The organism is Chelativorans sp. AA-79 (assembly GCF_029457495.1).
Lineage (GTDB): Bacteria > Pseudomonadota > Alphaproteobacteria > Rhizobiales > Rhizobiaceae > Chelativorans.
This window is the reverse complement of the sequence record NZ_CP120361.1, coordinates 4,344,523-4,359,741: the sequence shown is the minus strand read 5'-3', so window position 1 is coordinate 4,359,741 and position 15,219 is coordinate 4,344,523. Positions and strand designations below refer to the sequence as shown.

General features: G+C 63.1%; 11 protein-coding genes. 2 read left to right on the top strand and 9 right to left on the bottom strand.

What is annotated here, in order from left to right:
* The 9 genes from narI to PVE73_RS21290 form a co-directional block, all read right to left on the bottom strand.
* Positions 1 to 720: a respiratory nitrate reductase subunit gamma gene (gene narI, locus PVE73_RS21330; protein WP_277364165.1), complete on the bottom strand. Its 720-nt coding sequence runs from the start codon at positions 718 to 720 to the stop codon at positions 1 to 3.
* Positions 713 to 1,420, bottom strand: coding sequence for a nitrate reductase molybdenum cofactor assembly chaperone (gene narJ, locus PVE73_RS21325; RefSeq protein ID WP_277364164.1), 708 nt, complete (start codon positions 1,418 to 1,420; stop codon positions 713 to 715). The genes narI and narJ overlap by 8 nt, the downstream gene beginning before the upstream one ends.
* Positions 1,420 to 2,943 (bottom strand): nitrate reductase subunit beta, encoded by a 1,524-nt coding sequence (gene narH / locus PVE73_RS21320; RefSeq protein WP_277364163.1) that lies wholly within the window; start codon positions 2,941 to 2,943, stop codon positions 1,420 to 1,422. The genes narJ and narH overlap by 1 nt, the downstream gene beginning before the upstream one ends.
* Complete coding sequence (locus PVE73_RS21315) at positions 2,940 to 6,671, bottom strand: nitrate reductase subunit alpha (RefSeq protein ID WP_277364162.1); 3,732 nt, start codon at positions 6,669 to 6,671, stop codon at positions 2,940 to 2,942. Before PVE73_RS21315 ends, narH begins: the two co-directional genes overlap by 4 nt.
* A 13-nt stretch (positions 6,672 to 6,684) precedes the next feature.
* A complete protein-coding gene (locus PVE73_RS21310; RefSeq protein WP_277364161.1) occupies positions 6,685 to 9,423 on the bottom strand; it encodes an MFS transporter in 2,739 nt (912 codons plus the stop codon).
* 349 nt (positions 9,424 to 9,772) lie between these two features.
* Entirely contained in the window at positions 9,773 to 10,498 is a 726-nt protein-coding gene (locus PVE73_RS21305; protein ID WP_277364160.1) for an ATP-binding protein, read from the bottom strand.
* Positions 10,456 to 11,238, bottom strand: a complete 783-nt coding sequence (locus tag PVE73_RS21300; RefSeq protein WP_277364159.1) for a PAS domain S-box protein — start codon at positions 11,236 to 11,238, stop codon at positions 10,456 to 10,458. The genes PVE73_RS21305 and PVE73_RS21300 overlap by 43 nt, the downstream gene beginning before the upstream one ends.
* Before the next feature lie 230 nt (positions 11,239 to 11,468).
* Positions 11,469 to 12,032, bottom strand: a complete 564-nt coding sequence (locus PVE73_RS21295; RefSeq protein WP_277364158.1) for a UbiX family flavin prenyltransferase — start codon at positions 12,030 to 12,032, stop codon at positions 11,469 to 11,471.
* A complete protein-coding gene (locus tag PVE73_RS21290; protein WP_277364157.1) occupies positions 12,029 to 13,573 on the bottom strand; it encodes a UbiD family decarboxylase in 1,545 nt (514 codons plus the stop codon). Before PVE73_RS21290 ends, PVE73_RS21295 begins: the two co-directional genes overlap by 4 nt.
* A gap of 89 nt (positions 13,574 to 13,662) precedes the next feature.
* On the opposite strand from PVE73_RS21290, the gene PVE73_RS21285 reads away from it, so the two are divergent.
* Both PVE73_RS21285 and PVE73_RS21280 read left to right on the top strand, forming a co-directional pair.
* The gene (locus PVE73_RS21285) at positions 13,663 to 14,211 is read left to right on the top strand and encodes an SCP2 sterol-binding domain-containing protein (protein WP_277364156.1); all 549 of its coding nucleotides are present in this window, start codon (positions 13,663 to 13,665) and stop codon (positions 14,209 to 14,211) included.
* A 3-nt stretch (positions 14,212 to 14,214) separates the two neighbouring features.
* Complete coding sequence (locus PVE73_RS21280; RefSeq protein WP_277364155.1) at positions 14,215 to 15,210, top strand: peptidase U32 family protein; 996 nt, start codon at positions 14,215 to 14,217, stop codon at positions 15,208 to 15,210.
* Positions 15,211 to 15,219 lie beyond the last annotated feature (9 nt).

The following is a 15,219-nucleotide window of genomic DNA, read 5'->3' as shown; positions in this document are numbered from 1 at the left end:
CTACTCCGCTGGCTTCACCATGCTGTGGCCCTGAGGCCGCTTCGTGCGCACGATCTGATAGCCGCGTCGGCCGAGATACCAGACAGGGGCGCTCCAGATGTGCACCAGGCGCGTGAAGGGGAAGATGAGAAAGATCGTCATGCCGAGAAAGAGATGCGCCCGGAAGACGGGATGCACGTCGGCGACATAGTCGGCCACGCCCGGCTGCAAGGTGACGATTCCCTGCGCCCAGTTCATGAATTTCACCATCTCCTCGCCGTCGAGATGCCCGGCCGAGACGGGAATGGTCCCCAGACCCAGAATAAGCTGGACATAGAGGATGACCAGCACGGCGATGTCGCTGGGGTTTGACGTCTTGCGGATGCGCGCGTCGAACAGCCGACGATGCAGGAGCATGGTGAGCCCGACGAAGCAGGCGATGCCGGCGATACCGCCGACCGTCATGGCGAGCAACTGCTTGGCGCCGTGGGACACACCCAGCGCGTCCCAGATCCAGATCGGCGTGAGCAGGCCGCCCATGTGGCCGAGCAGGATAACGAGAATGCCCACGTGGAACAGATTGGAGCCCCAGATGAGCTGCCTTCGGCGCAGGAGCTGGCTGGAATAACTCTTCCAGGAATATTGCTCGCGGTCGAAGCGGATGAGGCTGCCGGCCAGAAAGACGGTCAGGCACAGATAGGGGTAGAGGCCGAAGACGGCATAGTTGATGTGTTCAAACATTGGCCGTGTCTCCCCTTGCGTCGTGCGCAGCCGCGTTGCGCCGGTGGGCACGCATGCGGGTCGCCAGCCGATCGCTCGAACAGCCGTCGAGCGCCTCGCCGGGACCGAAGGTTACCGCGGCCTCCTCCCACGCCGCGTCGAGCGCGGCGAGATCGTCGGGAGCCGTACCCTCGTCCGCCACCAGCGAAACATCAGGCCCATTCCCCGCCAGATCGGCAATCGCCGCGAGCAGGGCGGCATAGGGCGATTCCCGCTTCTCCAGACGCTCGACGAGTGCGGCCACGATATGCGCCGCGTCGGAAAGGTGCTCGCGGGCCTCTTCCGGCGGCAGGACGGAAAGGAATTCCAGGAAAAGCGGCAGGAAGTCCGGCAACTCTCCCGGTGCCATGTCGAGGCCGTACTGCGTATAGAGCGCCTTCAGATCGACCATCGCCTGGCCGCGGTCGCGGGATTCTCCATGGACGTGCTCGAACAGGTTGAGCGAGAGTGCACGCGAACGGTCGAACAGGAGGACGTAAGCTTCCTCCAACTCGTAGATGCCGGTCTCGCCCATCCAGCCAAAAAGGCGGTCGAGCCCGACAAGCCGCTCTTGCACAAGCAGCCCTTCTTCATGAAGTTCGGCGCGGATATCGGGCAGCGCGGCGAGGAGGTCCTGTGTGGGATAGGAAAGCAGCGCCGAAAGCGCCTTGAAGGTTTTCATCAGGCAATCTCCATCGGGTTCCTGGCCTTGCGCTTTTTGCCGCCGAACAGGCTGGCCTCGCTGTTGCCGTCCGTGCAGCCATTGCCGAAGGAGAAGCCACAGGAGCCGCGCAGATCGTAGGCATCCTCGCCCAGCTCACGATGGGAGGTGGGGATGACGAAACGGTCCTCGTAGTTGGCGATGGCCATGATGCGGTACATCTCCTCGATCTGATCGCCGCCGAGGCCGACCTTGTCGGCAATGGACTCATCTCTCACGCCGTCCACCGTCTTCGCCCGCATGTAGGTGCGCATGGCGAGCATCGTCTCGAGCGCCTTGGCCACCGGCTCCTCGTCGCCGGCGGTGAGCAGGTTGGCGAGATATTGGAGCGGGATGCGAAGCGAGCGCACGTCTGGCATGTCGCCATCGAGGCCCATCTTGCCGGCCTCGGCAGCAGACTGGATGGGCGAGAGCGGCGGCACGTACCAGACCATGGGCAGCGTGCGGTATTCGGGATGGAGCGGGAAGGCGACCTTCCATTCCATCGCCATCTTGTAGACCGGCGAGCGCTTGGCTGCCTCCAGCCAGGCGTCCGGCACGCCGTCGGCGCGGGCGCGGGCAATCACCTCCGGGTCGCTGGGGTCGAGGAACAGGTCGAGCTGCGCCTGATAGAGGTCTTTCTCGTCGGGCACGCTCGCCGCTTTCTCGATGGCGTCGGCGTCATAGAGCAGCACGCCCAAATAGCGGATGCGGCCTACGCATGTTTCCGAGCAGACGGTCGGCATTCCCGCCTCGATGCGCGGGAAGCAGAAGGTACATTTCTCCGATTTGCCGGACGACCAGTTGTAATAGATCTTCTTGTACGGGCAGCCGGAGATGCACATGCGCCAGCCGCGGCATTTGTCCTGGTCGATCAGGACGATCCCATCCTCCTCGCGCTTGTAGATGGCGCCGGACGGGCAGGCAGCCACGCAGGTGGGATTGAGGCAATGCTCGCACAGCCTCGGCAGGTACATCATGAAGGTGTTTTCGAACTGCCCGTAAATCTCCTTCTGCACGCCCTCGAAATTGTAGTCCTTGCTGCGCTTCTCGAACTCGCCGCCCAGGATCTCCTCCCAGTTCGGCCCCCATTCGATCTTCTCCATGCGCTCGCCCGTGACCAGCGAGCGCGGCCGCGCGGTCGGGAAAGCCTTGGACTCGGGCGCGTTTTGCAGGTGCCCATAGTCGAAGGTAAAGGGCTCGTAGTAGTCGTCGATCTCGGGCAGGTCGGGATTGGCGAAGATGTTGGCGAGCACCCGCCATTTGGCACCGATCCGCGGCTCTATTCCGCCGTTCTTCCGGCGCTTCCATCCGCCTTTCCAGCGCTTCTGGTTCTCCCATTCCTTCGGATAACCGATGCCGGGCTTTGTCTCGACATTGTTGAACCAGGCGTATTCGACGCCTTCGCGGCTCGTCCAGACGTTCTTGCAGGTGACTGAGCAGGTGTGACACCCAATGCATTTGTCAAGGTTGAGCACCATGCCGATCTGGGCGCGAATGGTCATTCTGCGGCCTCCAATTTTTCTTCCATCCAATCGACCGCACCCACCATCTTGCGCACGATCACGAATTCATCCCGGTTCGAGCCGACGGTGCCGTAATAGTTGAAGCCGTAGGCCTGGTGGACATAGCCGCCGATCATGTGGGTTGGCTTCAGTACCGTGCGCGTGACGGAGTTGTGAATGCCGCCGCGCTGCCCGGTGATCGCCGTACCGGGCGTGTTCACGATCTTTTCCTGTGCGTGGTACATCATGCACATGCCGGGATTGACGCGTTGCGAGACCACCGCGCGCGCCGTCAGCACACCGTTGCGGTTGAAGACCTCGATCCAGTCATTGTCACGGATCCCGGCCGTCTTCGCGTCCGTCTCGCTGATCCACGCTACCGGCCCACCGCGGTTGAGCGTGAGCATCAGGAGGTTGTCGGAATAGGTGGAGTGTATGCCCCATTTCTGGTGCGGAGTGATGAAATTCAGCACTACATGCGCACTGCCATCATGGTTGTTCTTGAGCGCCTCGGCCACGGTCTTGAGATCGACCGGCGGCTTCCAGGTGACGAAGCCCTCGCCGAAGGCGCGCATCCACAGGTGATCCTGGTAGAGCTGCTGGCGGCCGGTCAGCGTTCGCCACGGGATCAACTGATGCACGTTGGTGTAGCCGGCGTTGTAGCACACATGCTCGCTCTCCAACCCCGACCAGATCGGCGAGGAGATGATCTTGCGCGGCTGGGCGACGAGGTCGCGGAAGCGGATTTTCTCGTCTTCCTTGGGCAAGGCGAGATGGGCGTGGTCGCGGCCCGTGCGTTCCGATAGCGCCTTCCAGGAGCGCACCGCCACCTCGCCATTGGTTTCCGGCGCCAGCATCAGGATGACCTCGGCGGCGTCGATGTCGCTTTCGATCTTTGCGAACCCCTTGGCCGGCCCCTCTTCGAGCACGACGCCGTTGAGCGCCTTCAGCGCCTCGGCCTCATTCCCGGTCTCCCAAGCGATACCCTTGCCGCCATTGCCGAGCGTTTCCATGAGCGGCCCGAGCGCGGTAAAGCGCTTGTAGAGGTTCGGATAGTCGCGCTCCACCACCGCAATTTGCGGCATCGTCAGGCCGGGCATGGGCTCCGTTTCGCCGCGCTTCCAGTCCTTCACATCGAATGGCTGCGCCAGTTCACCGGGGCTGTCGTGCAGGATGGGCGTGAGCACCACATCCTTCTCCACTCCCAGAACCTCCGGCGCCACCTCCGAGAATTTCTTGGCGATCCCCTTGTAGATGTCCCAGTCGGTGCGCGAACCCCAGACCGGATCCACTGCCGCCGTCAGCGGGTGGATGAAGGGATGCATGTCGGAGGTGTTGAGGTCGTTCTTCTCGTACCAGGTGGCAGTGGGCAGCACGATGTCGGAATAGACGCAGGTCGTGGACATACGGAAGTCCAGCGTCACGAGAAGGTCGAGTTTGCCCTTGGGTGCCTCGTCGCGCCAGGCGACCTCCTTCGGCTTCTCGTGCCCCTCCTCGCCCAGATCCTTGCCGAGCACGCCGTGATAGGTGCCGAGCAGGTGCTTGAGGAAATATTCGTGCCCCTTGCCCGATGAGCCAAGCAGGTTGGACCGCCAGACAAAGAGGTTGCGCGGCCAGTTGTCCGGATGGTCGGGGTCGTGGCAGGCAAGCTCCAGCCCCCCCGCCTTCAACGCCTTCACGACATAGTCCTTCGGCTCCAGCCCGGAGGCCTCGGCCTCTGCCGCGATCGTCAGCGGATTGGCTTTGAGCTGCGGGGCCGAGGGCAGCCAGCCCATGCGTTCGGCGCGCACGTTGTAGTCGATCATGCTGCCCGACCAGTCGCCGTCGGGCGCGGTGGGCGAGAGGATTTCTCCAACCGACAGCGTCTCGTAGCGCCACTGGTCCGTGTGGGCATAGAAGAAGGAGGTGCCGTTCATCTGCCGCGGCGGACGACTCCAGTCGAGCGCGAAGGCAAGCGGCAGCCACCCCGTCTGAGGCCTCAGCTTCTCTTGACCCACATAGTGCGACCAACCGCCGCCCGACTGGCCAATGCAGCCACACAGCACCAGCATATTGATGATGCCGCGGTAGTTCATGTCCATGTGGTACCAGTGGTTTAATCCGGCACCGAGGATCACCATGGAGCGGCCGTTGGTCTTCTCGGCATTGGTAGCGAACTCGCGTGCCACGGTAACGATGGCTTGACGCGGCACGCCGGTGATCGTCTCCGCCCAGGCGGGCGTGCAGGGAACGTCCTCGTCGTAGGAAGCAGCGGCGTTTTCGCCGCCGAGCCCGCGGTCGACGCCGTAATTGGCACACATAAGATCGAAGACGGTGGCGACCAGCGCCTCGCCGTCCTTGACCTTCATGCGGGTAGCGGGAACGTTGCGGACGAGCACCTCGCCGTGCTCGGTCTTAACGAAATGCTCGGTCGCGCGGCCGCCGAAATAAGGAAAAGCCGCGGCGACCGTTTCGCTTCCTTCGCCGATCTGGCTGAGCTTGAGCCGGATCTCGCGGTCTTTTCCGTCCTTCTCCTCCAGATTCCAGCGGCCTTTCTTCTTGTCCCAACGGAACCCGGCCGTGCCGCTGGGCGCGACGACCTTGCCCGACGTCTCGTCGAGAGCGACGGTCTTCCAGTCGGCATTTTCGCGCTCGCCGAGACTGCGGTCGAAATCGGAGGCGCGCAGGAAGCGCCCGGGCACATACGCGCCGTCCTTCTCGACGAGGCGCACCAGCATGGGCAGGTCGGTATATTTGCGCGCATAGTCTGCGAAATACGGCACCTGCCGGTCGAGGTGATACTCCTTGAGAATCACGTGACCCATGGCAAGCGCCAGCGCCGCATCGGTGCCCTGCTTCGGCTGGAGCCAGATGTCGGCGAACTTGGTCGCTTCCGCATAATCGGGCGAGACCACGGCGCTCTTGGTGCCCTTGTACCGCACCTCCGTATAGAAATGGGCGTCCGGCGTGCGCGTCTGCGGCACGTTGGAGCCCCACAGCATGAGGAACCCGGCATTGTACCAGTCAGCGGACTCGGCCACGTCCGTCTGCTCGCCCCAGGTCTGCGGCGAGGACGGCGGCAGGTCGCAATACCAGTCGTAGAAGGAAAGGCATGTGCCGCCGAGCAGCGAAAGATAGCGCGTGCCCGCCGCGTAGGAGACCATGGACATGGCCGGGATGGGCGAGAACCCCGCCACGCGGTCCGGCCCGTATTTCTTCGCCGTATAGGCGTTGGCGGCGGCGATGATCTCGTTGACCTCGTCCCAGTCCGCCCGCACGAAGCCGCCATGGCCGCGGATCGAGGTATAGGAGGCGCGCTTGTCGGCGTCATCGACGATCGACGCCCACGCAGCAACCGGCGGCTTGTCCTTGCGCGCTTCACGCCACAGCTTGAGGAGCCGTCCGCGCACCAGGGGGTACTTCACGCGGTTGCCGGAATAGAGATACCAGGAATAGCTCGCGCCCCGTGGGCAGCCGCGCGGCTCGTGGTTGGGCAGGTCGGGGCGCGTGCGCGGATAGTCGGTCTGCTGCGTCTCCCAGGTGACGATACCGCCCTTCACATAGATCTTCCACGAGCAGGAGCCGGTGCAGTTCACGCCATGGGTCGAACGCACGATCTTGTCGTGCTGCCAGCGCTTGCGATAGCCGTCCTCCCAGCCGCGATCCTCAGCTGTGACGATGCCATGGCCGCCGGAGAACTCGGAGACGTTCTTGCGGAAGAAGGTGAGGCGGTCGAGAAAGTGGCTCATTCAGTTGCTCCGTTCATTCGGCCGCACGGACGGCAGGGGCTTGGCGGGCCCGCTCCACGGCATGGAGCAGGCCACCGCGGCGGGTGTAGAAGAACCAGGCGATGACGAGGCAGCTCACATAGAAGGCGAAGAAGGCCCACAGTGCGGCCTCCGCGCCGCCGGTGAGCGCGATTGAACTGCCGTAGCTCTTGGGGATGAAGAAGGCGCCATAGGCGGCAATCGCCGAGGTGAAGCCGATGATGGCGGCCGATTCTTTCTCCGCCTGCTTCAGCCGCTCGGGTGGGCTCAACGCCGGCTCGAGCCGCGCGATCTCCTGGCGCATGATCGCCGGGATCATCTGGAAGGTCGAGGCGTTGCCGACGCCGGTTGCGAGGAAGAGCAGCATAAAGCTCGCGAAGAAGCCCCAGAAGGCGTGAGCCTCGTCCTTGATGCCAAGGAAATAAAGCACGCCGAGCACCCCGGCCATCATCGCCACGAACACCCAGAATGTGACGCGCCCGCCGCCATAGCGGTCGGAGATCCAGCCGGTCGCCGACCGCGAGATCGCGCCGACAAGGGGCCCGATGAATGCGAGTTGCAACGCGTCGACTGTCGGGAACTGCGTCTTGGCAAGCAGCGGGAAGCCGGCCGAATAACCGATGAACGAGCCGAATGTGCCGGTATAGAGCCAGCACATGATCCAGTTGTGCTTGCGGCGGAAGATCACGGCCTGCTCGGCGAAGGATGCCTTCATCGAAGCGATGTCGTTCATGCCAAACCAGGTCGCGAAGGCGGATGCGGCGATGAACGGCACCCAGATGAAGCCGGCGTTCTGGAGCCAGAGCCTCCCTGTCTCACCGGCGTCGGCGACGGCCTGAGGCTCGCCGCCGAACCAGCCGAACACGCCGGCTGTAATGACCAGCGGGATCACGAACTGCACCACGCTGACGCCGAGATTGCCCAAGCCGGCATTGAGCGCGAGCGCGTTGCCCTTCTCGGCCTTGGGAAAGAAGAAGGAGATGTTGGCCATCGAGGAGGCGAAGTTGCCGCCGCCGAAGCCGCAGAGCAGCGCAAGGCCCAGGAACACGACATAGGGCGTGTCCGGGCTCTGCACGGCAAATCCGATGCCGAGCGCGGGCACCATCAGCGACCACGTGGCAAGCGTCGTCCACAGCCGTCCGCCGAAGATCGGCGGCATGAAGGAATAGAAGATCCTCAAGGTCGCGCCCGAAAGGCCGGGAAGGGCGGCGAGCCAGAAGAGCTGATCGGTGGTGAAAGCAAAGCCCACGGCGGGCAGCTTCGCCACCACCACGGACCAGACCATCCACACCGCGAAGGACAGAAGGAGCGCGGGAATCGAAAGCCAGAGATTGCGCCGTGCGATCCGCCGGCCGGTCTTTTCCCAGAAGACGGGGTCTTCCGGCCGCCAGTCCTCGATCAGATGCGGGCCGAGCACGCCAACCTGCCTGGGCCCGTGAACCTCCTGCATCTCCGGCAACTCGGGGAGCTTGCGAAGCTGGGGTTCGGTCGCCCCGCGCTCCATGCGCCGGATGGCGACATGCATCCAGATGAGCGCAATGCCGACGAGCAGGAAGAGCAGCATGAAGCAACTCGTCCAGATGCCGGTGAAGTCATTCAGGAGGCCGAAGGCGATCGGCAGCACGAAGCCGCCGAGCCCGCCGATCATGCCGACGAGGCCGCCCACCGCACCGACATTGCCCGAGTAATAGACCGGGATGTGCTTGTAGACCGCCGCCTTGCCGAGGCTCATGAAGAAGCCGAGGACGAAGATGAGCACAGTGAAAGCAGCGACGCCGATCTCGAAATGGAAGGCGATCGGGCCCTTAATGCCCTGCACGACATAATCGGTCGGCGGATAGGACAGGATGAAGGTGATCACGACGGAGACAAGGAAAGTCCAGTACATCACCCGTCTTGCGCCATACTTGTCGGAGAGCACGCCGCCATAGGCGCGGAAGATCGACGCCGGCACCGAATAAGCGGCGGCGATCATGCCGGCCGTCGTGATGTCGAGGCCGTAGACGCCGATAAGATAGCGCGGCAGCCACAGTGCCAGCGCCACGAAGGCGCCGAAGACGAAGAAATAGTAGAGGGCGAAACGCCAGACCTGGAGCTTTTTCAGGGGTTCCAGTTCCAGCCAGGCGCTCTTTGGTTTTTCTCCGCGCGCCCGGCGGTTGCGGGTCACCGGATCGTCACTGGTGGTGAACCAGAAGACGGCCGCCATGACGACGAGACCGACAGCCCACACCTGTGCGACCGTCTGCCAGCCATAGGCGACGAGTACGAAGGGTGCGAGAAACTTGGTCACCGCCGCCCCGACATTGCCGGCACCGAAGATGCCGAGCGCGGTCCCCTGCTTCGCCGTCTCATACCAGCGCGACACATAGGCGACACCCACCGCGAACGAGCCGCCGGCAATACCCACCCCGAGCGCGGCGAGGAGCATCTGCGGATAGGTCTCGGCATAGGAAAGGAGAAAGGTGGCGACCGCGGCGGACAGCATGACCGCGACATAGACCGGCCGTCCGCCATACTGATCGGACCACACGCCCAGCACGATGCGGATGAGCGACCCCGTCAGGATCGGTGTGCCGACCAGCAGTCCGAACTGGGCCTCGTTCAGGCCAAGCTCCTCCTTGATGCGCACACCGATGATCGAGAAGATCGTCCAGACGGCGAAGCAGACGGTGAACGCAACGGTGCTCATTGCGAGCGCGCGGGTCTGTCCGTCCATTGGCTGGCGATGGCTCATAGTCCGTTTCCGTGGCTACGTATTGGCTGTCCAGGATCAGCGAAGCCACGATCAACGGAGTCCCGACTTCGTTCTTTGCGCCAGATCAAGTTGGACTGTCGCAAAGACGCACCAAATTGTCGCAGCCCGGGTCCATTCCGAGTCATTCCATTGAATTCCGCGAGCGCGATCATCTTGGGCAAGGGGCTTGGGAAGCTTTCCTCCAAGGGGAATCATCGCGGTTAGTTGCTATCCGGGATAGCGCTTGCGGACTGAAATGGGCGCCCGGTAGTCTTGAGCCTTGTGCTCCCGAGCATTCCTCAGCCGCGCCCAGAGTAGAGAATATAAAAATAATCGGCTCAGTCGCTGTTTAGGCATCCTCTCGGACCTGGGGGAGTGTAAAGCGGAATACGCAACCGCCCTCCGGTGGAGACTCAGCCCATATCTTCCCCCGATGACTTTCTACAATTGTCCGACAGATCGACAGTCCAACACCTATTCCCGCCGGCTTGCTTGTCACGAATGACTGGAACAGCCGATCGGCCACTTCACCGGCCAGTCCAGGGCCGGTATCGGAGACGCTGATTTCCAGCCACCCGTCCCCCTTCGCTCGCGAGGATACGATCAACTCCTTGCGCTCGGATGTCTCCATTGCCTCAATCGCGTTGCGGATCAAATTAATGAGAACCTGTTGCACTTGAACACGGTCAGCGAAAACACGGTCGGCTGCCGCATCGAGATTGAAACAGATGGCTGCTCCCTGTTCTCTCGCCCCAATCAGAGCGAGCGCTCCAGCATCCTCCATAATCTTCGAGAGGCTGCAGACTTTACGCTCACTCCTGCCACGGGACACAAACTTGCGAAGCCGGCGAATAATATCACCAGCCCGCAATGCCTGATCGGTGGCTTCGCCGATTGCAGATTCCAGCAGAATCACGTTTCCCGCGGAGGGCTTACTCAAGAGGCGACGCGCGCCACTAAGGTAATTGCCGATTGCCGCCAGTGGTTGATTAAGCTCGTGCGCCAAGCTTGACGCTAGCTCGCCAATCGCCGTCAGTCTTGAGATGTGTACCAGTTCAGCCTGCAACTCCTGCATGCGCAGCTCATTTCCCGCCATTCGGTCAGATCACGTACAAAACCGGTGAAGAAGCGCTTGTCATCAATGGTCATTTCCCCGACGAAAAGCTCAATCGGGAATGTCGTGCCATCATTGCGCACTCCATCGACCACTCCCCCTTTTTGCTGCACGCGCTGCATTACGGCTGCGAGATGCTGCACGGTGCTTCCACGATCCTCCTTCTGGAACTGAAGGGGCATCAGCATCGACACGTTTCGACCGATCATCTCCTCAGCCGCATAGCCGAACAAACGTTCTGCTGCTCGACTGTACGACTGAATGATTCCGTGCTCGTCGATGACGATCATCCCGTCGGGTACGGTATCTAGGATTGATCGTAGATGCGCTTCCCGCGCAGCGAGTTCGCTCGCGCGCGAGGTAGCGTGCTGCTGTGCCCCGTGCAGTCGTTGACCGAACCAGACGAGCAGTAGGCACATTCCCCAGTAGGCAGCAACATTAACGGACTCTTCGAAGGCCAAGCCATCATCGAGTGGCACAAATGCCATCCCGCCGAGGAAGCCCAGGGTGCTAGCAAGCAGGCCGGGTCTCAGGCCCCCGATGGCCGCTGCAATCACTACAGTCGGTAAAAAGAACAGGAACGGCGCGTGGACGCCCAGAAGGGGATCTAGGCCCAATCGAATGGCAAAGGCGGCCAATGCCATGCCGATCGCTGCCCAATAGCGTATGAGCCGCACTCGTATTGCCGTATCCACAGTCACTTGGGCGGTCCTCCCGCACGGGGAGCGCAGGTCAAAGTTAACGGGAGCCTGAAGGCTCAAATATCTACTTGTTCCAGATCGTGGGCCGCGACCTTGAGGGAGATCAAAAAGACTACGATTCAAAAATGGGGTCTACTCGGGAGAAACAGAGTCAACGAAGACTGAGCGCCAACGATCCTCAACGCCACTTCATTCGTCCGCGATGGCGCCTTCAATTGGTAAGCTAGAAGTCAACCCTGCCATACCTGCGCAGTCGCCGGCGCGATGCGCAGCAAATCGACCGCCCGACGCGCGATCTGGTCGATTACGTCATCTATGTCACGAGGACGCAAGTAGAAGGCCGGAACCGGCGGCATGACGATTGCACCCATCTCGGTGACCGCCGTCATTGCCCTCAAGTGTCCGAGGTGAAGCGGCATCTCGCGGGCGATCAGGATGAGCGGGCGGCGTTCCTTCAGGTGCACGTCAGCGGCACGGACAAGAAGATTGTCCGAGAGCGAGTGGGCGATGGCCGACAGCGTCCGCATCGAACATGGCGCGACGATCATGCCGGATGTCGGCGTGGAGCCCGAGGCGATATCGGCGCCAACATTGAAGGCGCTGTGGCGGCGCGCGGGCAGATCGTTCATCGCGGTCAGCGCATGCGGCCCCAGTTCCTCAACGATGGTCTGCTCGGCGGCAGACGAAATGACGAGATCGACGCAGGCGCCGAGGCCTGCCAGAATCTGTACCACCTGCGCACCGATGGCCGCACCCGACGCACCGCTGATACCGACGACGACACGTGCATTCATCTCACTCCCCCTTCCGCTTCAGGTTTATCCATGCGCAAGCCAAGACGGGGCCAGAGCGCGTCGATCCGTGCGGAGATGTCGACGGACATGGCGAGCGGCCGACCCCACTCGCGGCGCGTCTCCGCACCGATCTTGTTCGTCGCGTCGATGCCGAGCTTGCCGCCCAGGCCCGGCTCCGGCGAGGCGAAGTCGAGGTAATCGATCGGCGTGCGTTCCATGAGCATGAGATCGCGCGACGGGTCCGCCCGCGTCGAGACGGCCCAAAGCACATCCGCACCGCTTTTCACGTCGATATCGTCGTCCACCACGACGATGCCCTTGGTGTAGCTGAACTGGGGAAGCATCCCCCACAGTGCCGCCATCACCCGTCGCGCCTGGCCAGGATAGCGCTTGCGGATAGCGACCACCGCCAGCCGGTACGAACAGGCGGCCGGCGGGAGATAGAGATCGGCAATCTCCGGTATCTGCTGGCGGATGAGAGGCAGGACGAGTTCGTTCAGCGCTTCCCCTATCACCGAAGGTTCGTCCGGTGGCCGGCCGGTGAAAGTGGAGACATAGAGCGGATCGCGGCGGGTCGTGATCGCAGTCACCCGCATCACGGGGAATTCCTCTATCCCGTTGTAGTAGCCGGTGTGGTCGCCATAGGGTCCCTCCGGCGCCGTCTCGGTTGCGGAGACCCAGCCTTCGATCACGATCTCCGCATCGGCCGGCACCATGAGCGGCACGCTGACGGCCGACGCCACGCGTGGCCGCTCCCCGCGCAGCAGCCCGGCGAAGCTCAGTTCCGAAAGATTCTCGGGCAATGGCATGACCGCGGCCAACATGGTGGCGGGGTCGGTGCCGATGGCAACAGCGACCGGCATTTCTTTCCGTTGCCCCGCCCAGGCGCGGTGATGGGCGGCGCCGCCGCGATGGGCCAGCCAGCGCATAATCAAGCGGTCGCGATCGAGCACCTGCATCCGGTAGACACCGATGTTGAGGCCGGCGCTATCTGCGGGGTCGGCATCTGGCGAGCGGGTAATCACCAGCGGCCAGGTGATGAGCGGCGCCGGCTCGGCGGGCCAGCAAGTCTGGATCGGCAGGTCCCTTAAGCTCACCTCGGCGCCTCTGCGCACCACGGTTTGCACCGGCGGGCGGGCTATTGTCTGGGCGCGCGTCCGCAGGGCGGCCTTGAGCATCGGCCAGCGGTTCACCGCATCGCGAACGCCGTTCAGGGGCTGCGGCCCTCGTAGCGCGGCAAGCGCCTGTCCAAGCACAGGAAGGCGCTCCGGTCGGACTCCGAAGCCGGCCGCGACCCTTCGCGTAGTACCGAACAGGTTGACGATGACGGGCACGGCAGCACGTTGCCCGGAGGCGTCACGCGCATGCTCGAAGCAGAGCGCCGGTCCGCCGCCCGCAATCACGCGGCGATGGATTTCGGTGATCTCGTGGACAAGCGACACGGGCTCTGAAATGCGGGCGAGATCGTCCGCCTCCGCCAGATGGCCGAGAAAATCGCGCAGGTCACGAAAGGGGGGAAAGTCTCGGATGGGCACAAGCATCTCCTTGAACCTTCCATGAGGGTACGAAACTCCTGCCGTCTTTGCGCTGGCGCAATGACGGTGCGGCCTTTCCCTGCATGCTGTCCGGTATGAACCATCCTACCGACTTTGCTCCCCTGCCGACGGGTGTTCGGCTCTTCCTGCTGCCCTTGCCGCTTCCGCCCCTCGGCCTGCTATTGCGACAAATGGCGAAGAGCGTGGGCCGGCGACAGCCCGGGCTCTTCGCTCGGCTCGGGGTCCATACCGAGAAGGTCTTTCTTCTCGATCCGACCGATCTCCCCTTCGTCTTCCGACTTGAACCTCGCCGGGACCATCCGCATATCGAATCGTGCCGCCGCGAGGTCGCCGGCGCGTGGGACGTACGCATCGCCGGCACGCTCGGCGCGCTCCTCGGCCTGGTCCATGGTGCGGCCGACGGCGACGCGCTGTTCTTCTCCCGCGACATCATCATCGAGGGCGACACAGAGGCCGTGCTGGCGTTGCGCAATGCTCTGGACGATGCCGAACTCGATCTCCTCGCGGAGGCAACATCCATCTTCGGTCCGGCAGGCGCCAGCGTGGAGCGCATCGCCCGGCACATCATGCCGATGGCCTCCCGGCTGACCGGTCTCACACTGACGCGCTGGGACAGGGACTGAAAAATGGGAAACGCCAACAGGCTCGAACTTGTATGCCCGGCTGGCACGCCGGCCGCGCTCCGCGCGGCCGTGGATGCCGGAGCGGACAGCGTGTATTGCGGTTTTCGCGACGAGACCAATGCGCGCAATTTTCCCGGTCTCAATTTCTCGCCCGAGGAGTTGGCACGGGGTGCCGCCTATGCCCATGCAAAGGGCGCGCGCATTCTCGTCGCCATCAACACTTTTCCGCGTGCGGGCGCTGCCGAGATCTGGCACGGGGCTGTCGATCAGGCGGCCCGCGCCGGGGCGGATGCCGTCATCCTCGCCGATATCGGCCTCATCGCCTATGCTGCCGAACGACACCCGAACTTGAGGCGTCACCTCTCCGTGCAGGCAGCGGCGTCGAACGCCGATACCATCCGCTTCTATGTGGAAGAATTCGGTGTGAAGCGCGTGGTGCTGCCACGCGTCCTTACCGTGGCCGAGATCGCCGCCATCAACCGGGAAGTGCCGTGCGAGACGGAGGTCTTCGTCTTCGGTGGCCTGTGCGTCATGGCCGAGGGGCGCTGTTCGCTCTCCTCCTACGCCACCGGTAAGTCGCCCAATATGAACGGTGTCTGCTCGCCGGCAAGCCATGTCCACTACCAGGAGGAAGGTGGCGAGCTCGTCTCGCGCCTTGGCGAATTCACCATCGACCGCGTCCCGAAGGATGAACCGGCGCCCTATCCTACGCTGTGCAAGGGTTGCTTCTCCGTTGGCGGTAAGCGCGGCCATGTCTTCGAAGACCCGGTGAGCCTCGATGCCGCGACACTGATCCCCGAACTCGCACGTGCCGGCGTCACTGCGCTCAAGATCGAAGGCCGCCAGCGCAGTCGCTCCTACATTCGCGATGTGGTGGCGAGCTTTCGCCGCGCCGTGGATGCGCAAGCCGCCGGCAATTCCATTCCCGCAGGCGAACTCCGGCGCCTGAGCGAGGGGCAGATGACGACCGCCGGTGCTTACCGCAAGACTTGGCGCTGATGGGGGAAT